Below are 26,374 nucleotides of genomic sequence, written 5' to 3'. Positions count from 1 at the left end.
TCGTTAATTATAACACTAACAAGCTATTAGTGAACAGTTAAAATGTAAAATTAGTTTTAAGAAATGTATAAATGTTAGAACGTCCTCAAAAAAATAGCATTTTATGAGACTATTGCTTGAAAAAAAGCTTAATCCTTACTGAAATATACTAGTTTTCTTCTGTGTTGTTTGTTGACAAGTGCCTGTTAATGAGTTACTTTATCTGATTGTAGCCGAAAAATACACCTTACTTAACATTGCACTTTATATCCTGATAATAAGCCAATTAGCTACTTATCCACACCAAAAGTAGATTTTTTGTTGGCATTCCCTGCATTTATCACGAACTTAGAGGGACAATTAGGGTAACCACCGTTGTTAAAAGAATAACCTAAAATACGTTTACAGAAAATGTTAGATATCATCCAACTGCTTCCTGATTCGATAGCGAATCAGATTGCCGCCGGCGAAGTCGTACAACGACCAGCTTCTGTGGTGAAAGAGCTTTTGGAAAACTCCATAGATGCCCAATCCACCAGCATTCAATTAATCGTTAGAGAAGCAGGAAAAACCTTAGTACAAGTGATTGATAATGGCTTAGGTATGTCAGAAACCGATGCCAGAATGTGTTTTGAGCGCCATGCTACTTCCAAAATTCGTTCCTCAGAAGACCTTTTCAAAATCAGGACAATGGGATTTCGTGGCGAAGCCATGGCATCTATTGCCGCTGTAGCACAAGTTGAAATGCGTACTCGTAGAGCAACAGACGAACTAGGCGTTTTGATAAAAATAGATGCATCAGAGTTAAAAGCTCAAGAAGCAGTTTCTACTTCAGAAGGGACAAGTATTCAAGTTAAAAACTTGTTTTTTAATGTACCCGCCCGCAGAAATTTCTTGAAGTCAAACCCTGTAGAGATGCGTCATATCATCGACGAATTTCAACGGGTAGCCTTAGCCAATCCAGAAATTTCTTTTACGTTACATCACAACGATACGGAAGTGTACAATTTGCCAGCAGGAAAACTAAGCCGAAGGATTGTAGATTTATTCGGTAAAGGTTATCGTGAACAATTGGCTTCTTGCGAAGAGGAAACCTCTTTCGTAAGTGTGAGAGGATATGTTGGTAAACCAGAATATGCAAAAAAAACACGTGGTGAGCAGTTCTTTTTTGCGAATAATCGTTTTATCAAAAACAGCTATCTGAATCATGCTGTGATGAGTTCTTTTGAAGGATTAATTCCTGAAGGTTCACATCCTTTTTATGTACTTTTCATTGAAATAGATCCGATTCATATTGATATAAACGTTCATCCAACTAAAACCGAAATTAAGTTTGATGATGAACGAACAGTGTATGCTATTGTACAAGCCGCTGTTCGGAAATCTATGAGCCAGCATAATTTAATGCCCTCTTTAGACTTTGAAACGGACGTAAACTTTACCAATAATATTTTCCAGTTCACGGGTTCGCCTTTTGAAAAGACTAAGGAGATTTCAGCAGTAAATGGATTTGCCAGACCCGAAGCACCTTTTAGAGAGCGAACAAATCTGACAAATTGGAATAAGTTATACGAAGGGTTGAACCGTCAACTAGATGATTTTGAGAAAAAAGAGCCATCAATTGAACAAACCCAAGCAGACTTTGGCATTCCTAGCGAGGCTACGTCCTTTTTATTGAAAAGTAAAGCAAATGATATTGGAAGCGACCGTCCTCAACGAGCGTCGCAAGACTCAGAGGCTACTACCTTTCAAATTCATAATCGCTACATTATTTCTCAGGTAAAATCTGGGATGTTATTAATAGACCAAAGAGCTGCTTATGAAAGAATTTTGTATGAAAAATTCTCTCAGCATTTACGCAAAAATGGTGGTGCATCACAGCAATTATTGTTTCCGACTAAAGTAAAATTGACCACAGCCGATTTTCATTTGCTGTTGGAGATTCAAGACGAAATCAGGAATTTAGGTTTTGTGTTGAGTGTAGTAGAACACGATTCTTTTATGGTCAATGGCATTCCAGCCGACTCGCCCGAAGAAAATGAGCAAGAAATGATTGAAGGTATTTTAGAGCAATTCAAGCAAAATGAATCTGAATTACACCTGGATAAAGCTGAAAACTTGGCTAGAGCAATGGCAAAACGCTCAGCAGGACGCTTTGGTAATCATTCATTGACGATTTTGGAGATGAATACTTTGGTAGAACAACTTTTTGCTTCATCAAATCCAAGCTATACGCCAAGTGGTGAAATAACGATGAAGATTGTTTCTTTATCAGAAATGGCAAGTTTATTCTTGCGTTAATTAACAATTTTAAAAAGACTTATTACAAAAATTAATAATGAAAACGAATCGAATAGCATTACTCCTATTGGCAATTTTTGTTTTTTCAGGAGTTGCAGTTTATTTTAAATCTTGTCAAGAAAAAAGTACTTCAGAAAGCATTCCTCAGGAAGAAATAACCCTTAATCCTGCTCCCGATTTTAATGCAGATTCTGCCTATGCCTTTGTTGAAAAGCAGGTAGCTTTTGGGCCTAGAGTAAACAATACCAAAGCTCATGACGAATGCGCTGCTTGGTTGGTTGCCAAATTAAAACAATTTGGTTGTGAAGTAACTACTCAAAATTTTGTAGCAACTACTTTCGATGGTAAAAAACTCAATTCTCAGAACATCATCGGTTCAATTAACCCTACAGCTACAAAAAGAGTTTTATTGACTGCTCACTGGGATGCTCGTTCTATCGCAGATAAAGACACAATCAATAAAAATAAAGCCATAGACGGCGCTAACGACGGAGGAAGTGGCGTAGGCGTGTTGTTAGAATTAGCCAGAAATATTCAACAAGCTAAAACCAAACCTAATGTGGGGATTGATATTATCTTTTTTGATACTGAAGATGTAGGCGAACCAGAGGATTATAAAGGCGAACATGGACAGAACTCATGGTGCTTGGGTTCGCAATACTGGGCAAGTCATAAACACAAAGATAATTATACCGCTTACTACGGAATCAATTTAGACATGGTAGGTGCAAAAGGTGCGGTTTTCCCACATGAAGGTACTTCAATGCAATATGCACCCATGATTGTACGCAATGTTTGGGACATAGCGAGCAGATTAGGCTATTCTACATTATTTATTGATGCAGATGGCGGAGGCTTGGTTGATGACCATGTGCCAGTAAACGATGTAGCAAAAATTCAAATGATTGATATCATAGAGTTACGCCCGAACGACCCTAAGACATTTGGAGCGTATCACCATACTCATCAAGACAATATGTCGGTTATTGATAAAAATACTTTAAAGGCAGTAGGACAAACAGTTTTGACAGTTTTGTATCAGGAGTAGCTGTAGGCGATGAGCAGTGAGCTTTAAGCAATGAGCGATGAGATTTGAGCATTTAGCTTTGAGTAATAAGATGTGTTTGTTGTACTTGCTCAAAGCTCACTGCTCACCGCTTACAGCTTTTTCACACATTATTTAAACCTCTCAGGATACTTTGTTACTTTTGTGAAAAGTATAACAAAAGATATTCTTATCTAACCATAAAATTTTGGATTAATTTACCAATTTCAATCAACATCCAATGGAACAAACAGAAGTTTTAAAATATGTTCATCTTAATGATGTTCATGTAGCGCTTGGGGCAAAAATGGTACCTTTTGCGGGGTATTCAATGCCAGTTTTATATTCAAACCTTATTCAGGAACACATTGGTGTTCGTACTTCAGTAGGTGTTTTTGATGTATCGCACATGGGCGAGTTTGTTGTAAAAGGTGAGCGAGCAACGGAGTTTTTACAATATGTTACTTCTAATGATGTTTCGGTGTTGGTTGATGGAAAAGTACAGTATTCATGTTTGCCAAACGATAAAGGAGGAATTGTAGATGACCTTTTGGTATATCGTTGGGACGAAAAAGAATATTATTTAGTAGTAAATGCTTCAAACATCGAGAAAGATTGGAATTGGCTACAACAGAACAATACATTCGGTGTAGAAATGGAAAATATTTCAGACCGTTTGAGTCTCTTTGCCGTTCAAGGACCTAAAGCCATTGATACATTGAAAAAATTGACTGATTTAGATTTGGAGTCGATGGAGTATTATTCTTTTAAAGCAGGAACAGTAGCAGGCATTGACGACGTATTGATTTCTTCAACAGGTTATACAGGTGCAGGTGGTTTTGAAGTATACGTTTGGAACAAAGATGCGGAGGCTATGTGGAAAGCTATTTTTGAAGCAGGAGCCGAATTTAATATTATGCCTGTGGGCTTAGGTGCACGCGATACCTTGCGTACAGAAATGGGTTACTGTTTATACGGAAACGATATTGATGATAGTACATCGCCAATTGAAGCAGGCTTAGGATGGATTACTAAATTCAACAAAGAGTTTATTAATTCAGAATTCCATCAAAAAATTAAAGAGAACGGTCCAACACGTAAATTAGTAGGCTTTGAAATGATTGATAGAGGGATTCCTCGCCAACATTACGAAATCATGGATGCCGCAGGCAATATTATTGGTGAAGTAACTTCAGGAACACAGTCGCCAACCTTAAGCAAAGGTATTGGTATGGGCTATATTACTAAGGAATATACCAAAGTAGGTTCTGAAATATATATCAATATCCGTAATAAATATTTAAAGGCTGTAGTAACGAAAATGCCTTTCTTAAAGTAATTAGTCTGTATTAGATTCTTTTGAAATTATGCAAAAAATTGACGTTTGTATCAGTCCCGAGCTATTACATTTATATAATATCGAAAATTCAATAGTTGTTGTAGTAGATATTTTTAGAGCAACTTCATGTATGACAACCGCTTTTGCCAATGGTGTAGAAGCAATTATTCCAGTGGCTAGCATTGACGAATGTGTTGGTTATCAACAAAAAGGATACTTAGCCGCTGCTGAACGTGACGGAAAAACGCCAGAAGGTTTTGATTTTGATAATTCACCTTTCAGCTATATGACTGAAAAAGTAAATGGTGCAACCATCTGTGTTACTACGACCAACGGTACGTTGGCTATCACAAAATCTAAATCGGCTGTAAAAGTAATGGTTGGTTCTTTCTTGAATTTAGGAGCATTAGCCAATTATTTAAAAGACCAACAATACGATATTTTAGTATTATGTGCTGGATGGAAAGGTAAACCTAACTTGGAAGATACGCTTTTTGCAGGAGCTTTGGTAGAACGTTTGCAAGAAGAATTTATGGTAGAAGATGATTCTGCATTGATGGCTTTGCGTCAGTACGAATTATCAAAAAGTGATTTATTATCATTCGTTGCCTCGTCATCTCACGTAAAAAGGCTTCAACGTTTGGGTATTCAAAAAGACATTGCTTATTGTTTACAACACGATTTATACGATGTATTACCCGTTATGCGTGGTAATACATTAGTAAAAATGTAGCACGAGTTTTCAACTCGTGAACAACGAACATATATTTTATTTTTATGGAGGTACTTTAAGTACCTCCATAAAAATAAAATATTAATTTCTTACCCTAACAATTCTCACCATCTACATCACAAACATCTCCAGAAATAGCCGCTACTTGTTTTTCCTGGGCTAGTTTTTCAAAGATTTCTTTAAAAACCTCTGAGGGCTGTGCACCTGAAACAGCATATTTTTTATCAAAAATAAAGAAAGGAACACCCGATATACCTTGTTGACGGAAATAGTGCATTTCTTCTTTTACTTCATCAGATGCTTCGTCTGAATTAAGAATACCTAACGTTTTTTCAGTAGACCAACCGAATTGAGCCATCACTGCTGCTACTACACTTTGCTCTGTTAAATCTACTCTATCCACAAAATATGCTTTCATCAAAGCTTCTTTTACTTCAGCTTGCATCCCTTCGTGCAAAGAAATCGTAAGTATTCTATGAAAAGCAAAAGTATTAATAGCCTTTGGAAGGTTTTCAAAGTCGAAATCTAAATCAACTGATGAGGCCGCTTGTTCAACCTGATGAAATTTTTGTGCATAATTAGGCCCAAAACGGCTTTCCATGTGGGTACTAAAAGGTATTCCAGACTCAGGAACGCTAGGGTCTAGTTGAAAAGGATGGTAGATAACTTGCAGATTACAAGAACTTTGTGTATCTTCAATAGCTTTTTCTAACCGCCGTTTACCGATATAACACCAAGGACATACGATGTCCGAAACAACATCTACACGAATTATTGGTTTTGTATTCATTTTTTAAAAATTATAATTCCTTACTTATCAAACAAAGACCTATAAAATTTGATTTAAGCTTTTAAATCAAAACTTTTATAACTGCTGATTAAATCACCACTAAAGAGACTATTCTTAAATTTTTACGTACTTATTATTAGAACGGCTTTTTGCCTTTGAAAATTCATTTTTGTTTTTAGATTCCAGAAAATCAACTAAAAATCAAATAGTTATAAGTTTCAAGTTTTAAATTAATTTTTACGTTATGAAAAAAATCTATCTTTTCGCAGTAGTCGCACTCCTTGCTTTAGCGTCTTGTAATCGTAACAGTTTTCAAATTGGTTCTGCTTGTCATAGAGAAATTGAAGATGAGGTATTCAAGCCAAACTATCAGTCATTCACAACAGTTGAAAAACAGTTTACCATGATTGATACAACCTATAAATTCCAAGCAGTGATTGATGAAATAGGCAATCAGATGAAGCTAAGGGGTTATGCTGACTCTAAAGAGCAACCCAATTTGATTGTATTCTATGCACTTTTCCCAAGTGATGTAAACCTTTCGGTGCTTCAACGTTCTTTCAGAGGGCTAGGTAAGGAAAGCATGAATGAGGAACTTAGAAGAGTAAAACTCAGAAAGGGAACACTCCTCTTACAATTTGTTGAAAACGACAGTAATCGTCCTATCTGGATGGGCTATGCAGCAGGTATCGCAGCGCCAGAGACACATGCTATTGATGAAAAGGCATTAAGAATCGCTACTCGTCAGATTTTCGATAATTACAGAATATTTGCCAAAGATTATATTGCAGGTAAGCCTGTAACAACTCAGGTAATGGCTTTAAAATAATGATTGAAGAGCATAAAAGTTCAATAAGTAAGCATTGTTATGATGTCCTCGTGTTGAGGAAATAATTGTAACAATGCTTTTCTATCTTTCATTTCAAAATCTTCAAAGTCAAAACCAGGGGCAACCGTACAGCCTACTAAGCAATAAGTATTTTCTTCAACGGGCTTTGAGCCAAACCATTTTCCTGCAGGAACTACTGCTTGAAATACTTCGCCCTTATCAGGATTATTCCCTAATCGAATAATTTCTAAAGTACCGTCGTTATCCAACACATAAATATTCAAGGCACAGCCTGTATAAAAATGCCACATTTCGTCAGAGGCAATGCGATGAAAGGCTGATATGTGATGACTCTCTAACAAAAAATAAATACCCGTCGAATAGCTTCTATCTCCCTTAAATCGTGCTGGAAGAGCCTTTTGAGGAATATTTTCACTTGCCCGATAGGTTTCTGCAAAGTATCCACCTTCTGGATGAGCATTCATTTGATAGTTTTCAATCCAATATTGGGCGTTTTTAGTCGATGACATCCTTGAAAAATCTTTCGTCAAAAGTGAATGGTTCTATGTGTTTAATCTTGATATCCAAAAAATTTGGATGCAAAGGGTTGATAAGGTAGTTATATTCTTGTGCAACAATCGCAGAAGGCACCCCCAAAGCGATAGACTGCTCCGTATTAAACCAATTATCTGTATAAGAAGCTAATATACCTGCTTCAAATATTCTAGCCCAGTCTTTTGGTAAACTTGTTGCATCCAGCAACGTAATTTCGTTATCTGGCACCTCCAAAGTGATGATAGCGTATTCGTCTTGTGGATAATATTCGCCTAAATGTACTAATACTTCTAATAAAGCGAGCGACCTGTGTGAAGCGGTATAAAGCACCGATGTGCCTCTCCTATTCCAACGCTGTCCTTTTAAACTTGCTCCGAAACCCGATAAATCTCGGGCTCTTATAAGTTTACTAATTCTAAAAACTTCCATGTTAAATGTGTTAGGGCGTAGTTAAGTAAGAGTTTTTAGTTGTGAGTGATGAGTTGTGAGCTGTTCTTGCCTAAAATAGGTTTAAACATCATTTTAACTCACACAGCAACATCGTTTATTTTACATAGACTACTTAAACATGGTGTTTATGAAAACAAACCATGTTCAATATATATTAATTCTCTTTCAATGATTTCGTAGCCTAATGAAGTATCTAATAATTCAGTAGGACGTTTTCCTCCTAAAGCAGGCACGTGTGAATGCATCCAGCCATTAAATCTTTCAAGGCTTCCAAATGTTTCTTGACCAAGCTCGTACAATTTTGCCAAACGTATCAATTTCGCAGAGGCATCTTTGTCCAAGCGTTGGTCTTCTCTGTAGCGTTGAATGGTTCTTTCTGAAATATTTAGGATGTCGGCCATTTCTTTATTTGAAAAAGAAATTTGTTTCGCCAGACTGTCTAACGCTTGCTTAGGTAAACCTTCTTTCGCAATTTCAATCAGGTCGAAATCATGTCTAATTTCACGATTGATGATTGTTTGCCCGCCTAGCAATACAATCAAAGTTGATATAGGTAAAATATTTTGTTTTTTCATGGATGCCATTGTTGTAAATATGTCGTAAATATAACGACATTTGTCGTAAAAAATACTATAAATGGCATAATATTTTTGAATAGGAGACATAAACGATAAAATTTTTAAAATATTTTAAGAATTTTTAACAAAATGCAACATTCCTAAATTGTTCTGTGTCATTAGTTTGAATTTAAGTTATTGGTTGTCAATAGATGAAAACTGCTTAACTTGAAGGTTAGAAGTTTGAACACTATGAATCCTCAACCTTTAGCACTGGAACAAACACATTACATAGACAAACATTTGCCACTCGTGGAGGCTTGCCGTAGGGGTGATCGCAAGGCTCAGTACGAGATTTATAGGCTTTATGCAAAGGCTATGTTCAATGTTGCTGTCCGAATAGTAAATCATGTTGGCGAAGCAGAGGACGTCCTGCAAGATGCCTTTTTAGATGCTTTTCAGAAAATCCATGATTTTCGACAAACAAGTACTTTTGGTGCTTGGTTGAAACAGATTGTAATTAATCGAGCTTTAAATCATTTAAGGAATAGAAAGGTACAATTAATCGATATCGAAGAAGCAGCAGATATTCCAGACGATGCCACTTACGACGAAGAAGGAATAGAACTTAATATTCAAAGAGTACAGAATGCCATTCAACAGTTACCTGATGGTTTCAGAACAGTACTTTGTTTGTATTTATTAGAAGGCTATGACCACGAAGAAATCGCAGAGATTTTGGGCGTGGCAGAATCAACTTCCCGAACACAATACATCAGAGCCAAAAAACGATTGTTGGAAATTTTAAAACAATAAAGCCCTTTTCTTTCCCTTTGTATTAAGATAGAGGAGGCTTAGAGAGTTATGAAAAAGACAAAAACAGAAAGATTCATTCGTGATAACCGTGAAAACTTTGATCAGTTTGAAATCCCTGTAGGTTTATGGGATAAAATAGACAAAGGCTTAGGGCATTTAGATACCTTTCCGGGAGAAACACCTTTTGTAGAAAATAAAAAAATTATTGTTTTCAAACAAAAATATTGGGCATTAGCAGCAGGCCTTGCCATATTAATAGGGTGTTATTTTATACATGACCTTGGTTTCAAATCAGAGAATACAGATAAGATTATTGCCACAGTAAGCCCCGAATATGGCGATAAAATGGTTCAGTATGCAAGTTTGATTGAAACAAAGCGAGAGGAAATCAGGCAAATTGAGGCTCACGACCCAGTACTTTACAAAGAATTTGCCGCAGAAATTGAGAACCTGAACAAAGACTATCAAAACTTGAAAGCAGAATTACCCCAAACGCCTAATCAGGAAGAGCTAGTTCAAGCGATGATTCAAAATTTACAAGTACAATTAGATATTTTAAACAGGCAATTATCAATTATTCAGAAAATTAAAGATTATCAGAATAATCCGATGAAAAGCATTTGAGGTAAACAGTTTAATCGAAGAATGTCATGAAAAAAGTATTAAATATAGTAGCATTGTGTGTTTTAATAATCAACAGCGCCTTTGCACAACAAGTAAGTGTTTATGTACATGATTCTGTAGAAGTAAAAGAATATCAGAACCATGTAAGGGCAAGTATTGCCACAACAAGAAGTAATGCGACAAGAACCTTAAATAGAGTTGCGATAGTAGGCAGAGCTAGCGAAATGCCACCTTTACCTCCTACACCACCAACACCCCCTGCTGGAATGACTTATAATGCAGAGTATGGTCAGGCTACTATTCAGGAAACGGCAGCCGTAGAAAAGAAAAAAGTAATTAGTAAATCTTATCCTGTAGATGCTAAAAACTTTTTGAATATTAACAACCAACACGGAGAAGTAAAAGTAGAACTTTGGAATAAAAACGAAATCAAAGTAGATATAACTATCACGGGTTACGGTAGTACAGAAGCACAAGCCCAAACGTTTATTGATAATGTAGAAATCGTTGAGAGAAAAGAAGGAGACAAAATTGCCTTTAAAACAATGATTGATACGGATGAAAGAACCAATGGCAATGGCAACTGGAGTTGGGCAAATAGTTTAACAAATACTTTTAACTGGAGCAGTAGCAATGGTAAAAAAGTAAATGAAAAACGTGGCGTAGAGATTAACTATATGATTTATATGCCGAAGTCTAATTCATTGACGGTTTCAAATAAATACGGCAAAACGATTATTCCTCAGTTTTCAGCTCCTTTGAAGATTACTTCTAATTATGGAAGCTTTGTTTCTGATAAATTGACGGGCGGAGAGAAAGATATTTTTGTGCAATATGGCTCAGGAAATATCAAACAAATGGATGATGGCGATTTGCACATTGCATATTCAAAACTGAATATAGAAAAGGCAGATAACCTAAAATTGACCAACAATTATGGTTCGATGATTTTAGATGACATTAATAATCTGGATGGAACAATTCAATATTCAAGTGGTAAAATTGGTAAAATTAATCAAACAGGAAAGTTGTCAATCAGTTATTCAGATGGCGTTCAGTTAGCAGAATTATCGAAGACGTTGAAGACGCTAGACATTCGTTCAAATTATACAGCCGTAAAATTACCAGTAACGGGCGATTGCAATGCTGATTTTGAAGTAACTACTACGTATGCCAACTTTAGATACCCAGAAGGAAAATGTACGTTAACCGTAAATCCTGACGATAATAAAGAGGTTGACGACCGTACGATGGGATGGAAATCTACCAAGGTTTATAAAGGAAAGATAGGTAAAGGCTCAGCCACCAAGATTACCATCAAGACCAATTATGCAGGCGTGAAATTCACAGAAAAATAAATACAAAAAGCCTAACGTAAATATTCAATGCGTTAGGCTTTTTGTACTTCAAAATACTTAATATCTACCACTAGCTTTTCCAATAATTCTCTTGTTCTCTCAGGGCGAGCGTCGGTAATAAATACTTGATTAAATGTTCCGTCGGTCATCATATTAATAAGCTGTTGGATTCTTTTGTCATCAAGCTTATCAAAAATATCATCTAAGAGTAAAATTGGGGCAAAACCCTTCGCAACACTCAGCATTTCAAATTGAGCTAGTTTAAGGGCAATCACAAAGGATTTCTGTTGTCCCTGCGAGCCAAATTTGCGTAAGGTAAAACCATTAATTTCAAAAATAAAATCATCCTTGTGGCTTCCAAGCGTTGTTCTCTGTGCGGCCAAATCTCTGTGCCTATTTCTTCGAAATAAGGCAACAAAGTCATGATTGCTTACCTCCGATTCATAAATCATTTCTACGCTCTCTCTGGCATCAGATAATACCTCATAATGCTTTTTAAAAATGGGGAGAAAATTCTCCGTAAAAACAATACGAGCCTGATATATTTTCAGAGAAACTTCCACCAAAGGGTCGGTATAAATATCTAACAGTAAATCATCTACATAATGGCGTTCGGCAAACTGTTTGAGTAAAGAGTTGCGTTGCAATAACAGACGATTGTACTGCAATAGGTTTTCAAGGTACTCAGCATCCAATTGTGCCATTACTCCGTCGAAGAATTTTCTTCTTTCTTCACTCCCATCCCGAATCACATCGGTATCATTAGGAGACAACAACACCACTGGAAATTTTCCGATATGTTCTGATAGCTTTTCATAGGCTTTTTTGTCATGCAAAACAGCCTTCTTTTGTCCTTTTTGCAAAGCAACAGTAATGAGCGTATTTTTTTCACTCTCGAAATTGCCCTCAATCATCATAAAATCAGCTTCATGATTGATACTAAGGGTATCCTGATTAGAGATAGAACTTTTAGTTAAAGCCAAAAAGTAAATAGCGTCTAATAAATTAGTTTTGCCAATACCATTTTCGCCAACAATACAATTTACCCGAGGCGAAAACTCGAAAGTATTGTAGTCGTAGCTTTTGAAATTGGTCAAACTAAGTTTTTGTAAATACATGAAAAGAAAATAAAAAGGGATTGAATAGGAAATTGTGGATAAAATTTGACAAAACATGTATTTAAGCATCAATGAATAATACAAAATACTTTGTGTGTTCTTTGTTTTGTACTAATTTCGTAGTGCAAATTAAAGACTGTTTGATGGGATTGCAAATCACAGGCAGTTTAGCATCGGATTTACCTCCGAATAAGCAGTGTCAAGGTGAAGCTTACACTTTCACTTATTCACAAATCACTCATTCATAATTGTAGAAAATGGCAAATAAAGCTGAAAACAAAGTAAAATACTCGAAGGAGACCTATATGTACTGGTACGAGTCGATGGTACTTCAACGCAAATTTGAAGAACGTGCTGGTCAGTTGTATGGACAACAAAAAATCAAAGGTTTTTGTCACCTTTACATCGGACAAGAAGCTTGTTCATCAGGAGCAAGATCTGCATTGAAAGACGGCGACAAGTATATCACAGCATATCGTGACCACGGTATTCCTTTAGCTTTAGGTTCAGATCCTAATACTATCATGGCTGAGTTGTTCGGAAAAGCTACTGGTATCTCTAAAGGAAAAGGTGGTTCGATGCACATTTTTGATAAATCAGTTGGCTTTGTAGGTGGACACGGTATCGTGGGTGCACAAATTCCATTAGGAGCAGGGTTGGCTTTTGCTGAAAAATATAACAAAACTGGAAACTTAGCAATTTGTTATTTCGGTGATGGTGCTGTTCGTCAAGGTGCTTTACACGAGGCATTTAACATGGCAATGACTTGGAAACTACCTGCAATCTTTGTGGTAGAAAACAACGGTTATGCGATGGGAACGTCGGTTTCTCGTACTTCAAACGTTACAGACCTTTATACAATCGGTGAAGCATATGATATGCCTTCTGAAGCGGTAGATGCAATGAGCGTTGAGGCTGTTCACGAAGCAGTTTCTCGTGCTGCTGACCGTGCAAGAGCTGGAGAAGGACCAACATTCTTAGAATTCAAAACATATCGTTATAGAGGTCACTCAATGTCTGACCCTCAGAAATACCGTACGAAAGAGGAGGTTGAGCAATACAAAATGCGTGACCCTATCGAGCAAGTAAAGAAAGCGATTTTAGATAATGGTCTTGCTACAGAAGAAGAACTAGCTGCAATTGATGCTGAAATCAAAGTAAGAGTAGAAGCTTCAGTTAAATTTGCAGAAGAATCTGCTTGGCCAGACCCAGCAGAGATTTTTACAGATGTTTATGTAGAAGAATATCCATTCCCTGTAGAATAAAGATTTTAGAAGATACAAAAAAGCCGTTCCAATTTCGTTTGGGACGGCTTTTCTAGTTTATCCAGTCGAATGATACCTTGTCGTGTTCTGGATGTGCAACCTCTGGTGTTTTTTTATTGTTCGCATACTTTCTGGTGGCGTTTTTCTTTGCCTGAAAGTCTCTCCAATCATACCGTTGGAAAATGGCTAAGCTGTGTCTCATATTTTTGTTGTTTATATCGAAGCTGTTTAAACTTTCCCTTTTGGGTTAAACTAAGTCTTTTAGAATAGCTTGTTCCAAAATTTACTCAACGTAGCGATGCTATGCTTCGCAAATTTTGAAAAAATCAATTCAAAAATACAATACTTTCACCTCAGAAACGGAAAGTTTAAACAGCTTCATGTTGAAAAAATTATAATACAAATGTAAAATGTTTTAATAAATCATGATTAAACACTTGATTATATGATTATTAACAAATTAGTCATTATAATGAGTTCAAAGAATATTACAAAAAAATGCCATCCTCATCGAGGATGGCATTTAATGCTAAATTCCAAATGTTTTAAAGGTTTGGATTCATATTGGTGAATGTCTTTCAAATCCTGAATGTACAAAACAAAAAAGCCATTGCATATAAACAAATAAACGCTTATAAGTCAATGGATTGATGATTGTTTAATGACAAATTTAAAATAGTTTAACAAGAAAGTAATATTAAATTTTACGTTTCTGTTAAATGCCTAAATGAAGAAGGGATTAACAGTTGAATAAATTCAAGCGTTAATCCCTTCTAAAGAATTTTTAATGGTATAACCTTAGTTATGTGCCATTATTAAGCAGGAACTACTTCTACAAAAGAACGCCCTTTAAATCCTTTTTTAAAGTGAACAGTACCATCAATTAAAGCAAATAAAGTATGGTCTTTTCCAAGACCTACATTTTGACCAGGATTGTGGGCTGTACCTCTTTGACGAACAATAATGTTCCCTGAAATTGCAGGCTGACCTCCAAAAATTTTGATTCCAAGACGCTTACTATGCGACTCACGACCGTTTTTCGAACTACCCGCACCTTTTTTGTGTGCCATTGTTTTGTTAGTTTATCGATTTAACGTTTTAATTTTCGCTTTGAGGAAACTCTTAACGAATAAAATTAATCATTAAATATTAAAATGAGATTCCTTCGATTAAGACTTTAGTTAAATTTTGACGGTGACCGTTCTGTTTTTGGTATCCTTTACGACGTTTCTTTTTGAAAACAATTACTTTTTCTCCACGAACGTGAGCTAAAATTTTACCAGTTACAGTAGCACCTGCTACAGTTGGAAGACCTACTTGGATGTCTCCGTCATTGTCGACAAGAAGAACCTTATCGAAAACCAGTGCAGCGCCTTCCTCGCCCGCCAAACGGTGGGTGTAGAGGAAAAGGTCTTTCTCAACTTTAAATTGCTGACCAGCGATTTCTACGATTGCGTACATTTTATTATTAGTTATAATTTTATTGGGTCGCAAAGATACGCATTATGTTTTGAAAAGAGAAAGGAACTAGTTATATTTATTATAAAAAATTCGCAAATTTTTATTTGCTAGTATGTTTCATAATAATCTAATAGTAAGGTAGTTATGTGTGTAGGTAAAATATTATAATATTTCTTTTGTCACAACGACGTATACCAAGTACATAATTGTGAAGGTTTAACGTTAATAAATTAACATAGAAGTTCCATTTTTATAAGTTAATCATGATGAAGATTAGGCCCTTTTCAATACGATTTGGAATAATACTTATCTTCCTAATTTACGTAGTTAACTTTAAGGCTTTCAATCAAACCAAGAAAGTTGACATTGTGAAGTTTGAGGATTTACAAAAAGTATTAAATCAAGTATCAGATACCACCGTTGTTTTACATTTTTGGGCAACTTGGTGCCGACCGTGTTTAGAAGAATTACCCTTTTTTGAACGATTGAATACTGAATATAGCACTAAGAAGGTGAAATTTTTGTTAATAAGTATGGATTTCCCTAAAGATGCGGAAACGAGTGTAAAGGGCTTTTTAGCACGCAACAAAGTACAATCGAAAGTAGTACTTTTGGATGAACCAGATTATAATCATTGGATAGATTTGATAGACAAAGAATGGTCGGGAAGTATTCCTGCCACGCTCATAATCAATACAAAAATGCAGAAAAGGAAGTTTTTTGAAGGCAAAGTAAATACTGAAATATTTATGGAGGAACTAAAAAAAATGTGGACTGTTACCATACAAAACTGAATACTGTAGCAATAAACAAGATTTATATTTAACTATTAAATCAAACAAGTGAGATAACTTCTAAATTATATTAGATACAATAAACATATCAAGCAATGAAAACACATATAAAAAATATAAAGACGATTTTTTTACTTGGGATAGTCTTAACGGGATTTTTGGCGTTTACCCCTGCCAATGAAGAGCATAAATTAAGTGCAGATAAAGGATATGCCATTGGTGATGTAGTGGCAGATTTTAAATTAAAAAGCACCACAGGTAACTTGGTATCAATGGCGGATAATCGTTCGGTAAAGGGATATATTATTGTTTTTACTTGCAACCACTGCCCTTTCTCAAAGGCTTATGAAAGTAGAATAATGGCATTGGATAAAAAGTTTGCTTCGCAGGGGTATCCAGTATTGGCAATCAACCCAAACGACCCGAGTGCTTATGAAGAAGATTCTTTTGAAAATATGCAGGCAGTAGCCAGAGCTAAAGGCTATACTTTTGCCTACCTTCAAGATGAAACACAGGCTACTTCAAAGGCTTTTGGTGTATCAAGAACTCCATCGGCTTATGTAGTGAAGAAAGAAGGAGACAAATATATTTTGCAATATATCGGTGGCATTGATGATAATACGCAGGATGCTAATGCCGTAACAAAACGATATGTGGATGATGCTGTAAGTAATCTTTTAGCAGGCAGACCAGTAGTTAATAATTTTACTAAGTCGGTGGGTTGTGCTGTTAAGTGGAAGGGCGTTTAAAACTAGTCTAAAAAATCAGCTTTATATTTTAACAAGAAGAGGTTGCCAATTTTGGCAACCTCTTCTTGTTTGTAAATCGTATTAAAAAAGGCTTATTTACCAGCTGTAATATCTACTATGGCAAATAATGGTTTTCCTTTGGCATCAGCATTTTTAAATACTAAGAATAAGTTATGTGAGCCAACAACAGGTGTTTTCAATGAAATACTCACGGGTGTTTTTGCATCTTTAGTTACCTCAGCAGTACCTAACAATTGTCCCGTTGGCGAATCAATGTGCAATTCTATTGAACCGCCCGCTGTACGGTCGTCAGCAGCAAAAGCACCTAGCTTAAATTGAGCGATACCCGTTAAGTCGATGTTGTTGAATGAAATATATGAATTGTCAGACATCGCAATGACTGCTTCTCCTAGCCCTTCAAGGGTATATTTCATTGTTTCTTTTTGCGTATCAAACGAATTTGCTTTGAACTTGGCACTTCTCAACGTAAGGGCTGTTGTACCTGTCAAAGAACCTAAGTTACTAGCACCTTTGTCAGTATAGCTTGCCGAGAAAATATAAGTACCAGCTTTGCCATTGTCTTTGGTGACATATTCACCTTTAACTGGTTGACTTGCTTTTTTGTCATCAGACAACGAGAGAATGTATTTCACCATTTCCTTTGTGTCGTCTTTGGTTAATTGTGGGTGAGCCGCCATTACTTGTTCGCCCCAAACACCACCACCACCTTTGATTACTTTTTCTACCAATTCACTAAAAGCTCTACTTTTTCCTTTGTATTTTTTAGCAACTTCTTTGTAGCTTGGTCCAATAGACTTTTTATCAAGTGAATGACAAGATTTACAATCAGATAAGTCTATTAAACGTCTACCTGTTGAAACGCTTAAATTGGCTTGATGTCCTTGTGCAATAACGGTTTTATCAAAACCTTCAAGGTAGTCTATGTTTACTTGTACTTCGTCTTCTTTGATTTTTTTATTAGCCAACGAGCCATCTTCTTTATCAGATACCTTTACTTCATAAGCTATTTTTTCATCGTTCCAGTAGAATGTTTTATTGCCTTTTATGGCTAAGTCCACTTTCGGAACATCATTCCCTACTTTTATTTCTAAAGTAGTCGTCGAAACGTTTCCAGCAGGGTCTGTTACTTTCAGAACAGGCTTATAAACACCTGCTTTTGTAAAAGTAAAGCTTGGGTTAGGCAAAGTGCTTTTGGCTGCTCCTTTGGCAAAAGTCCATTCGTATTTCAACACATCATTTTCATAATCCAATGTACCAGCCGAAGAGAAATTTACTTTCAAAGGCAATGCTCCTGCTTTTTTATCAGCATTTGCTACCACCACTGGGCTACGGTTGCCAGCATTGAACGTAATGCGTGAAAGACGAGCATCATCGTTTTGAGCAAACCAGTTTTGTCCATATTCCAACAAATACAACGAACCATCTTTAGCAAACTGCATATCCATTGGGTGGCTAAACTTCGTGTTTGGCATAAAGCGTTCCATCGAAATAAAATCTCCGTTTGGTTTCATGCTTACCAAGTTAATCCAGTCACGCATCCAGTCATAGGCAAAGAATTTTCCATCTAAATACTTAGGGAATTTTACCTTTGAATCAGCCTTGAAGTCGTCATAATAATATACAGGCCCGCCCATTGCATTACGACCGCCCTTGCCAACGATTGCCCCAAATTCAGGAGAATCAGCGTAAGGATAATAAATAAATGCTTTTTGAGCAGCAGGTAATTCGCGTAAACCTGTATTGTGTGGAGAATCGTTAATAGGATGCTCAGCGTCAAATTTTGTCCAAGTACTATCCTTATAAAAGTCTCTTTGGTTATAAGCACGGTTGTCTGCCACAAAAAGAGGCCAGCCAAAATAACCAGCTTTACGAGCCTGATTCACTTCGTCGTGTCCACGAGGACCATATTTCGGTGAATTTTCGCCAGCATCGGGCCCTACTTCACCCCAATATAAAAAGCCTGTTCTTTGGTCAACCGATATTCTGTATGGGTTTCTGTTACCCATTACATATATTTCAGGACGAGTTTTTGCAGTACCCACTGGGAATAGATTCCCTTCTGGAATCGTATAAGAACCATCAGTACTAGGCTTAATTCTCAAAATTTTACCTCTTAAATCGTTGGTATTTGAAGAAGTATATCGAGCATCCCAACCAGAACGACCAGGCTTATTGTCGATAGGAGCAAAACCTTGTGATGCAAAAGGGTTGGTATCATCACCCGTAGAAAGGAATAAGTTTCCTTTGCTATCCCACGCTACCGAACCACCTGTATGGCAACATTCTGTACGTTTTACAGGCACACGCAAAACAACTTTTTCAGTACTTAAATAAAGCGAATCCTTTACATCATCATACACATAACGAGATAAACGATTGGCGGTATCAGCACCAACCATCCCTACTGACGGAGCGTAGTACAAGTAAATCCATTTGTTTTTGTTGAAGTCAGGGTCAATATTTACGCCCATCAAGCCATATTCAAATTTTGAATACACGCTTAAATCTGCTACAACCTTAGTAGCGTTTTTCTTTGGGTCATATACTTTTAGCAAACCTTTTCTTTCACCGAACAATACTTTACCGTTGTCTAGTACCACCAATTCAGTTGGTTCGTCTAGTTTTTCATCCAATACAGTTTTTACGAAACGATTTTCTTCTGGAGGTAAAGCACTTTTTACTTTGGCATAATCTAAAGCAGGACCACTAGCCGCCCACTGTAAGCCACCAAGGATGTGTTTAAGTGGAATCTCTTCTGAGAACGTCTCGTTGGTATGTCCCCAGTTAGTATAAAAAGAACGACCACCATCAAATTCGTGATACCAGCCCATTGGGTGGAAATCGCCCATTTTACCCTCTTTGAATGAATTTTCGTCAACAGTATATAAAACCTTTACATCTGTATTGAAATTTTTAAAGCTATAAAATTCATCTTTACGCTCCAACGTCTCAGGCATAAAGTTGGTAGAAATATGCGTACGGTCTTTAATGATAAATTTACCATTCTGCACATTCGAAACATTTTTGCCAGGGTGACCATTAAAATATCCACCTACCAACTTGCCATACCAAGGCCAGTCATACTCCGTATCCGAAGCTGCGTGAATACCCATAAAAGCACCCCCTGCTTGGATATAACGTTCAAAAGCAATTTGCTGAGGCTCAGTTAAAACATTTCCCGTAGTGCTGTTAAAAACAACAACCGAGTACTTTTTAAGGTTAGCTTCATTGAATTTATCAGCGTTTTCGGTAGTGTCTACTTCAAAACCATTTTCAATCCCCATTTTTTGAATGGCTTTTGTACAAAACGGAATAGAAGAGTGACGAAATCCTGCTGTTTTGGAGAAAACAAGAATCTTTTTCCCTTTGAGAGGATTAGAACCTTGGGCAAAAAGAATTGTTGTACAAAAGCACAACAACAGTAATAATGCCTGAAATTTAAGTTTCATAAGTTATAATAAAATTAGGACTGGTTGAATGATATAAATAAAGCCTCCTCTTGTTAAAGAAATAGTACTTTACTTAGAGTTTAGTAAATATTTGATAAAGATAAGTTTTTATGGGTATATTATTATCTTACCTTGTACGGTAAATATAGACAAGTATAGAACAGTTCGGTAAAAAAAACGATATAAATTATCAAGGGTTTCCTAAATAACCTATATCGTCATGATTAATTGCTTGAAAAATAAGCTATTACTTTTTCTTCTTCGTCAATGATTGGTATCTTAACAGCGCCTCTAAATAATAATAATCAGCATATACCAAAGGCACATCGATTTCTGATTTTAAGGGCTTTGCTCCTACACTATGCTTCAGAATGAAATGATTATTTTCACCTAAATTAGCTTTATAGGCAGGACTAGCCAAGCTTTTTAACATCGTTTCGGCAGCTTTAAAATAGTCTTTGCCTTTTTTGCCCGTATAAGTCGATAATTCTAACAAAGCCGACGCTGTAATAGCACCAGCCGACGCATCTCTTTCTTCATTAGGAATATTAGGTGCGTTAAAATCCCAGTAAGGAATTTTATCAGCAGGCAAATTCGGATTATTTAAATAGAAATTTGCTATCTTTTCAGCCATCGCTAAGTATTTCTTTTGCTTTGTTTCACGATACATCACTGTATAGCCATACATTGCCCAAGCTTGTCCCCTCGCCCATGCAGAAGCATCGGCATATCCTTGATGGGTAAATTTGCCCAAAGGTTGCCCTTTTTCATCATAACAAATTACGTGGTAGCTACTGCCATCTGGACGGAAATGATTTTTCAGTGTACTATCAGCATGTGAAAGACAAATATTATAAAATTCTTTGTTGCCAGAGGTTTTAGCTGCCCAAAACAAAAATTCCAGATTCATCATATTATCAATGATTACTGGATAAGTGTATTGACGAAATTTATTCCAAGACTTAATCACACCTACTTTAGGGTCGAAACGAGTGGCTAACGACTTCGCTCCTGTTAGCATAATATCTTTGTATTCAGCATTTTTTGTAAGGCGATAACCATTGCCAAAGGGACAATACAACATAAAGCCCAAATCGTGTGTGCCTGTATTGAATTGCTCTTTTTTAACAGCCATTGACCACTGATGAGCAGCATCTTTCCAGAAAGGGCTTTTGGTTTCTTCAAAAATATACCAAAGCGAACCACCAAAAAAGCCACTACACCACCATTCAGTAGGCATATCGCGTGGACTGCCATCTGCATTGGTCGATTGTGGTGTTTTAGTATAATCTGGATGTGCCTTTAGCATCCCTTCATATTGTTTGGCGGCAAATTCAAATTCTTTTTTGACATCAATCTTAGATTGTGCCGAAACTCCCAACACATAAATGTTTAATAACAAGCATAAAAAGATTTTTTTCATAGTTAAATGGATGGTTTGAGAATGTAAAAAGGGAAATTATTTTAGGTCTGAGATTTTAACAAAATCCATATCTGTAAAATCGAGGTTTTCGCCTGCCATTGCCCAGATAAAAGAATAATTAGAAGTACCCGCACCTGAATGTATAGACCAAGGTGGTGATAAAATAGCTTGATGATTGGCTACAAGCATGTGGCGAGTTTCCTGTGGTTGTCCCATAAAGTGAAATACTCTATGTTCTGGATTCAAATCAAAATATAAATAAGCTTCCATTCTTCTATCGTGTACGTGGGCTGGCATGGTGTTCCAAACGCTCCCTGTTTTCAAAACAGTTAATCCCATTACTACTTGGCAACTTTGAATGCCATCTCTATGAATATACTTATAGATGGTTCTTTCATTGGCTGTTTCTACTGTACCTAATGAAACGGGAGAAGCCTCTTCTTTTCCCATCTTTTGTGTAGGAAATTTTTGATGAGCAGGAGCAGATAATAAGAAAAACTGAGCAGGGATATCAGCAGCATCGCTTTTAAAAACTACCTCTTTCACGCCTTTGCCAATATAAAGCGCATCCAGTTTTGATAAATTAAAGCCTTCGCCATCTACCTCAATCGTACCATTACCGCCAACATTGATGATACCAATTTCTCTTCTTTCTAAGAAATAATCAGACTTCAAATTATCATACGTCTGTAAAGTAAGAGTATCCGTCGTAGGGGTTGCACCTCCTACCATTACTCTATCATAATGAGTATATACAAAATGTATCTCATTGGTCTTAAAAATGCTTTCAATCAAGAAGTTTTCTCTTAATTGGTCTGTGGTAAAGGTCTTTGCCTCACGTTCACTAATTGCTTGGTAAATCTTCATAAAATAGACTTGATGTAAAGTTGAATAAATAACTTATAGCAAAGAGTCGAGAGTTTTAAATTTATACTGCTAATTAGACATTATATTTTGAAGAGAAATAAAATAATAAAGCCCAAAGGTTAAGTTGCTGAGACTTATCCTTTGGGCTTTACTGAAAAAAATATGTTGCTTACCAGTCTCTCCTACCATGATGTCCATGACCACGGCCAAAAATAGGCACTGTAACAACAATTACTGGACGAGACGGTGCTCTTCTAGCATAGCCATTGTTATAACGGTTCTGATAACGATTGCGAATATCATAAGGATTACGTGGGTCTACTGGATAATATCTGTTAGCCCAAACTCTTCTATTGTCACAAAAGTCAAAAGGGTCGGCATTACTACGAAAATCTACCTCATTCCAACGACTGTGGCGATATGGATCGTAAACAGGACGAGGGTCGAAAGGGTTACGAGGGTCATAGTTTGGATTACGGGTATCAAAAGGGTTTCTTCTGTCGAAGCTATAACTTCCATAACTACCGTCATCACATCTGGCATACACATCATAATTGTTGTTATTGCCATTGTTGCCGTAATTGTTGTTACGGTTGTTATCGTATCTATCATCATTTCTATCATCTCTATTATCCCGATTTCTATCAGGATAATTTTGTTGCTGTTGCTGGTAGTCTCTATCTCTGTTTTGAGCGTCCCTGTTTGAATAATTACGATCTTGAGCTTTTCCTGAATTTGCTAATCCAACTGTTAAAACTAGCAAGCTAAATAATTTGATATTCATGTTTTTTGACGGTTTATTGTGATTACACCAGTTTTAGTATTAGCACCGATACTTTTACCATTTTGATGATATATTAGTAAAACGCACTAGGGTGAATCGCTATTTTAGGAGGGCGTGTTAATGATATGTTAATGTTTTTTCTTCTTAAAAAACAAAAAACCGTGATACGAATAAATATCGCATCACGGCCTGATTTATATAATTAATATGCCAGATTTAGAAATTAAATAGCTTGTAAATAGATTTGAGGTTAGATAAGGACTAATTCAAAGAAATAAAACGATCTTGTGAACTAGGCTCAGGAGTTTTAGTACCAATGTTTACTGTTTTTACAATTTTGCTTTCGCCATCAGTGATTTCGAAGCTGTATTTTCCGTCTTCCAATTCGCTCAAATCAAATTTGCCGTGGTATTTTTCATTAGTTTTTCCTACTCTTTCTTTGTGCAACACATCCCCTTTTTCATTTTTCAATGAAATATATAAATTCTTATTAGTCGTCTTCTCAATCAATACGTTCATTTTCATAGTGTTGATTGTTTGATACATTCCCACAGCAAATGGTTTTTTAGTACTTGCTGGCTCATTAGTGTTAGTAGCGCTTGCTACAAATGACATTACTGATAATACTGCGATTGCGAAAGATTTAACGAAAGTTTTCATTTTTTAAGTTGTTTAGATTTTAAATTAAATTTTATGATAAATAAAAGTTTAGAAATTACATTGTTGTTGTTTACTGTGTTACTTACTGAGATTTTTGTGCCATAATTTATAAGTGTCTGATTATTAATTGTTTGTAAAAGTTAATGAGATTTAGAGGTGTTCGTTTTTATTACAATTGTTGTTCGGTTTAGTATCTTTATTAATGTTTAGAGTATTTTTTGTTTAATTCCTTTTTGATGCATCAAAGTTATGGGTAAAAGCCAGTACCTTGCAATACAAAATACCATAATCGGTTGTTTTACTAGTTAAATGGTAAATCGTCTTGATATACAACTGATTTTTGGTTTAAGCGAATGCTTTAAAATTGATGAGTGTGTGAGATATAAAAAGCTATTGTTTTTCTGAATCTCAGACATAAGATGCAAGCTGTAATTATAATGTTGCATCTATTTTAAAAAATTATCATATTTTTTTATGGTATCATCAAGTCCCGCAACCATTCTTACAACTGAATGGGGTTTCTCGATAAAAGCATATTAATATTGTATAGGTCAATGATGATTGAGAGTAAGACTAAATACTAAAACAGAAAAAATCAAAAAATGGCAGCAGAAGAAAAAAGTATCGGAAGAAAATTATTAAGTTTTTTTATTACTGAAGAAACTGCTAATCCAGCAAATACTAGCAGTCAGACACCTCCTCCTGTTCCGAAGGTTGAAAAAACAGTAGAACCTGCGATAATACCCCAAGGCATGGAGAAGGGCGTAGTCGATAAAAAGTTTATAGACCACTTTGTTCAGTTGCTCGAAAATTCAAATTTGAAAGGCCCTGATTATTTTGAATATATGCAAGCATTAAAAGGCTTAACAGGCCTCGGGCTTTCGGAAGAGAAACAATTTCAAGCCGCATGGGCAAGTTTCAAGGTAATGGGTGGTATTACGGATGTAGCAGTATTGACGGATACAGCCAAACAATATATCGGGATTTTGGATACTGACCGACAAGGGTTCTTGAAGGATGTAGAGAACGCAGTAAGTCAAAAAGTAGGAGGTTTGAAGAATGATTTGAAAAAAACTGAAGAAGAAAATGAAAATATAGCGAAGCAAATAATTGATTTACAGCATAAAATTGATGAAAACAAGATAAAAATCAATAAATTGACAGATGATATTTCAGAACAGAGTGGAAAAATTACGATTAATAAGAGTAATTATGAAACTACCTATCATACGTTTGTCGAACAAATAAAGGGTGATATCGCTAAGATTGTAGCCTACTTGAAATAAATTCATTCTAAATCAAAATATTAAATAATCTAAAATAATGGCAGATTTATCACAAATTGGAGGAACCCAACCTTCAAAATCGTTTTGGAGTAAACCCGAAGGTATTACTTCCTTATTCTTTTTGGCAGCACTTGGTGCTTTTGGGTTATACTATTTCAATATAGTAGTCGAATTCCTGATAAAAGTTACTTCCAATACGCTTTATCTAGGGGGATTATTAGCAGTTTTAGGTTTTTTTATCTTCCTAATTACCAGCAAAGACATTCGTACAGGGGTATTCTTTTTGTTTAAAACCTTGATGCGAAAAATAACAGGCTTAATCATTCAGCTTGACCCGATTGCCATCATGAAAATCTATATTTCAGATTTACGTGAAAAACGCGAACAGATGTCTAAACAAATAGATATTTTGGCAGGACAGTTAGTAAAGCTGAATAAGAAAATCGGTGAAAACAATGAGAACATCAAAACTAAATTTGCTGAAGCTAACAAAGCCAATAGCATGACCGACAAGCCTGGTATGAAAGAAGCTGCTTCCTTAGCAAGTTTAGAAGCGGCAGGATTACAGGAAATGAATGAGAAATTGTTGCCACTTCAACGTAATATGAAAACTATTTTAGGGTTCATGGAAAAAGTACAGTCGTCGGCAGATTATATTATCAAGGAAACAGAGATAAGAGTAAAACACAAAGAGGCCGAATACGAAATTGTAAAAGCTAGCTCTAATGCCTTGAAAACTGCGATTAGTATTTTCAAAGGAGATCCAGACAAGAAGTTTTACTTTGACGAGTCGATGGAATACATTCAAGACGACATGAGTAAGAAATTGGGTGAAATGAAGCGAGCAATGGATTACTCAATGGACTTTATTAATTCTGTGGATATTCAGAATGGCGTATTAACCGATAAAGGACAGTCGATGTTGGATGCCTATAATAAAGGCGAGTTCAATTTGATTACGTTAGATGGCGCGCCAGAATCAGGTAAGAAAGAAATCAACCCTCCGAAAGACTCTTCTTATAAGGGTTTATTGGATTAAAATAGCTCAAAACATGGGTTATTCCAAATTTTAAAATTATAAAAAGGCGGTTGAAATTGGTTTTCGACCGCTTTTTTATGAA

At 36.0% G+C, this 26,374-nt stretch carries 26 protein-coding genes; 13 read left to right on the top strand and 13 right to left on the bottom strand.

All coding sequences use genetic code 11. The features are described from left to right. Positions 1-390: 390 nt before the first annotated feature. The 4 genes from mutL to AC1RNE_RS11755 all read left to right on the top strand — a co-directional run bounded on the left by mutL (position 391) and on the right by AC1RNE_RS11755 (position 5,397). Positions 391-2,280, top strand: coding sequence for a DNA mismatch repair endonuclease MutL (gene mutL, locus AC1RNE_RS11770; protein ID WP_492801154.1), 1,890 nt, complete (start codon positions 391-393; stop codon positions 2,278-2,280). Positions 2,281-2,317: 37 nt separating this feature from the next. Beyond that, entirely contained in the window at positions 2,318-3,328 is a 1,011-nt protein-coding gene (locus tag AC1RNE_RS11765) for a M28 family peptidase (RefSeq protein WP_492801153.1), read from the top strand. Positions 3,329-3,566: 238 nt separating this feature from the next. Then, entirely contained in the window at positions 3,567-4,664 is a 1,098-nt protein-coding gene (gene gcvT, locus AC1RNE_RS11760; protein ID WP_492801152.1) for a glycine cleavage system aminomethyltransferase GcvT, read from the top strand. Between the two features lie 28 nt (positions 4,665-4,692). After that, complete coding sequence (locus AC1RNE_RS11755) at positions 4,693-5,397, top strand: 2-phosphosulfolactate phosphatase (protein ID WP_492801151.1); 705 nt, start codon at positions 4,693-4,695, stop codon at positions 5,395-5,397. Between the two features lie 94 nt (positions 5,398-5,491). Here AC1RNE_RS11755 and AC1RNE_RS11750 read toward each other — a convergent pair whose 3' ends face one another. Next, positions 5,492-6,187 carry a DsbA family oxidoreductase gene (locus AC1RNE_RS11750; RefSeq protein ID WP_492801150.1) on the bottom strand — a complete coding sequence of 232 codons (696 nt, stop codon included), beginning with the start codon at positions 6,185-6,187 and terminating at the stop codon, positions 5,492-5,494. A gap of 244 nt (positions 6,188-6,431) precedes the next feature. Between AC1RNE_RS11750 and AC1RNE_RS11745 the strand changes: the two genes are divergently transcribed. Continuing rightward, positions 6,432-7,016 carry a DUF4136 domain-containing protein gene (locus AC1RNE_RS11745; protein WP_492801149.1) on the top strand — a complete coding sequence of 195 codons (585 nt, stop codon included), beginning with the start codon at positions 6,432-6,434 and terminating at the stop codon, positions 7,014-7,016. A gap of 20 nt (positions 7,017-7,036) precedes the next feature. On the opposite strand, the gene AC1RNE_RS11740 is transcribed toward AC1RNE_RS11745, so the two are convergent. The 3 genes from AC1RNE_RS11740 to AC1RNE_RS11730 form a co-directional block, all read right to left on the bottom strand. Continuing rightward, positions 7,037-7,546 (bottom strand): cupin domain-containing protein, encoded by a 510-nt coding sequence (locus AC1RNE_RS11740; RefSeq protein WP_492801148.1) that lies wholly within the window; start codon positions 7,544-7,546, stop codon positions 7,037-7,039. Then, entirely contained in the window at positions 7,533-8,000 is a 468-nt protein-coding gene (locus AC1RNE_RS11735; protein ID WP_492801147.1) for an RES family NAD+ phosphorylase, read from the bottom strand. Before AC1RNE_RS11735 ends, AC1RNE_RS11740 begins: the two co-directional genes overlap by 14 nt. A gap of 146 nt (positions 8,001-8,146) precedes the next feature. Continuing rightward, complete coding sequence (locus AC1RNE_RS11730) at positions 8,147-8,596, bottom strand: Xre family toxin-antitoxin system antitoxin (RefSeq protein ID WP_309923634.1); 450 nt, start codon at positions 8,594-8,596, stop codon at positions 8,147-8,149. A 234-nt stretch (positions 8,597-8,830) separates the two neighbouring features. Here AC1RNE_RS11730 and AC1RNE_RS11725 point away from each other — a divergent pair, with 234 nt between their 5' ends. The 3 genes from AC1RNE_RS11725 to AC1RNE_RS11715 are packed head-to-tail and all read left to right on the top strand — an operon-like array spanning position 8,831 to position 11,376. Beyond that, a complete protein-coding gene (locus AC1RNE_RS11725; protein ID WP_323249777.1) occupies positions 8,831-9,394 on the top strand; it encodes an RNA polymerase sigma factor in 564 nt (187 codons plus the stop codon). 48 nt (positions 9,395-9,442) lie between these two features. Beyond that, the gene (locus AC1RNE_RS11720) at positions 9,443-10,018 is read left to right on the top strand and encodes a hypothetical protein (RefSeq protein WP_492801146.1); all 576 of its coding nucleotides are present in this window, start codon (positions 9,443-9,445) and stop codon (positions 10,016-10,018) included. A gap of 26 nt (positions 10,019-10,044) precedes the next feature. Then, the gene (locus AC1RNE_RS11715) at positions 10,045-11,376 is read left to right on the top strand and encodes a hypothetical protein (protein WP_492801145.1); all 1,332 of its coding nucleotides are present in this window, start codon (positions 10,045-10,047) and stop codon (positions 11,374-11,376) included. 32 nt (positions 11,377-11,408) lie between these two features. Here the strand turns inward: AC1RNE_RS11715 and recF are convergent, their stop codons facing one another. Next, positions 11,409-12,494: a DNA replication/repair protein RecF gene (gene recF / locus AC1RNE_RS11710; RefSeq protein WP_492801144.1), complete on the bottom strand. Its 1,086-nt coding sequence runs from the start codon at positions 12,492-12,494 to the stop codon at positions 11,409-11,411. Positions 12,495-12,751: 257 nt separating this feature from the next. Here recF and pdhA point away from each other — a divergent pair, with 257 nt between their 5' ends. Then, a complete protein-coding gene (pdhA, locus tag AC1RNE_RS11705) occupies positions 12,752-13,759 on the top strand; it encodes a pyruvate dehydrogenase (acetyl-transferring) E1 component subunit alpha (protein ID WP_492801143.1) in 1,008 nt (335 codons plus the stop codon). A 52-nt stretch (positions 13,760-13,811) separates the two neighbouring features. On the opposite strand, the gene AC1RNE_RS11700 is transcribed toward pdhA, so the two are convergent. The 3 genes from AC1RNE_RS11700 to rplU all read right to left on the bottom strand — a co-directional run bounded on the left by AC1RNE_RS11700 (position 13,812) and on the right by rplU (position 15,220). Then, positions 13,812-13,961, bottom strand: coding sequence for a hypothetical protein (locus AC1RNE_RS11700; RefSeq protein ID WP_492801142.1), 150 nt, complete (start codon positions 13,959-13,961; stop codon positions 13,812-13,814). A 613-nt stretch (positions 13,962-14,574) separates the two neighbouring features. Beyond that, positions 14,575-14,829, bottom strand: a complete 255-nt coding sequence (gene rpmA, locus AC1RNE_RS11695) for a 50S ribosomal protein L27 (RefSeq protein WP_323249771.1) — start codon at positions 14,827-14,829, stop codon at positions 14,575-14,577. Between the two features lie 79 nt (positions 14,830-14,908). Beyond that, complete coding sequence (rplU, locus tag AC1RNE_RS11690) at positions 14,909-15,220, bottom strand: 50S ribosomal protein L21 (RefSeq protein WP_492801141.1); 312 nt, start codon at positions 15,218-15,220, stop codon at positions 14,909-14,911. Positions 15,221-15,483: 263 nt separating this feature from the next. Between rplU and AC1RNE_RS11685 the strand changes: the two genes are divergently transcribed. Together AC1RNE_RS11685 and AC1RNE_RS11680 are read left to right on the top strand one after the other, a co-directional pair. Continuing rightward, a complete protein-coding gene (locus AC1RNE_RS11685; protein ID WP_492801140.1) occupies positions 15,484-16,014 on the top strand; it encodes a TlpA disulfide reductase family protein in 531 nt (176 codons plus the stop codon). Between the two features lie 95 nt (positions 16,015-16,109). Further along, positions 16,110-16,763, top strand: coding sequence for a thioredoxin family protein (locus AC1RNE_RS11680; protein WP_492801139.1), 654 nt, complete (start codon positions 16,110-16,112; stop codon positions 16,761-16,763). Between the two features lie 92 nt (positions 16,764-16,855). On the opposite strand, the gene AC1RNE_RS11675 is transcribed toward AC1RNE_RS11680, so the two are convergent. The 5 genes from AC1RNE_RS11675 to AC1RNE_RS11655 form a co-directional block, all read right to left on the bottom strand. After that, the gene (locus AC1RNE_RS11675) at positions 16,856-20,233 is read right to left on the bottom strand and encodes a ThuA domain-containing protein (protein WP_492801138.1); all 3,378 of its coding nucleotides are present in this window, start codon (positions 20,231-20,233) and stop codon (positions 16,856-16,858) included. 247 nt (positions 20,234-20,480) lie between these two features. Beyond that, the gene (locus AC1RNE_RS11670; RefSeq protein WP_492801137.1) at positions 20,481-21,656 is read right to left on the bottom strand and encodes a glycoside hydrolase family 88 protein; all 1,176 of its coding nucleotides are present in this window, start codon (positions 21,654-21,656) and stop codon (positions 20,481-20,483) included. A 36-nt stretch (positions 21,657-21,692) separates the two neighbouring features. Further along, on the bottom strand, positions 21,693-22,523 hold the full coding sequence (kduI, locus tag AC1RNE_RS11665; protein WP_492801136.1) for a 5-dehydro-4-deoxy-D-glucuronate isomerase: 831 nt from the start codon (positions 22,521-22,523) through the stop codon (positions 21,693-21,695). 169 nt (positions 22,524-22,692) lie between these two features. Then, positions 22,693-23,307: a hypothetical protein gene (locus AC1RNE_RS11660; RefSeq protein ID WP_492801135.1), complete on the bottom strand. Its 615-nt coding sequence runs from the start codon at positions 23,305-23,307 to the stop codon at positions 22,693-22,695. Positions 23,308-23,568: 261 nt separating this feature from the next. Further along, positions 23,569-23,967, bottom strand: a complete 399-nt coding sequence (locus tag AC1RNE_RS11655; RefSeq protein WP_492801134.1) for a T9SS type A sorting domain-containing protein — start codon at positions 23,965-23,967, stop codon at positions 23,569-23,571. A gap of 602 nt (positions 23,968-24,569) precedes the next feature. Here AC1RNE_RS11655 and AC1RNE_RS11650 point away from each other — a divergent pair. After that, positions 24,570-25,253, top strand: coding sequence for a hypothetical protein (locus AC1RNE_RS11650; protein ID WP_492801133.1), 684 nt, complete (start codon positions 24,570-24,572; stop codon positions 25,251-25,253). Between the two features lie 37 nt (positions 25,254-25,290). Beyond that, positions 25,291-26,292 (top strand): hypothetical protein, encoded by a 1,002-nt coding sequence (locus AC1RNE_RS11645; RefSeq protein ID WP_492801132.1) that lies wholly within the window; start codon positions 25,291-25,293, stop codon positions 26,290-26,292. The last annotated feature ends 82 nt before the right edge of the window (positions 26,293-26,374 follow it).

It is taken from the genome of Arcicella sp. GW822-FHT02H01, from assembly GCF_058802005.1.
The sequence above is the reverse complement of the archived record's forward strand: the minus strand, read 5'-3'. Positions and strand labels throughout refer to the sequence as shown.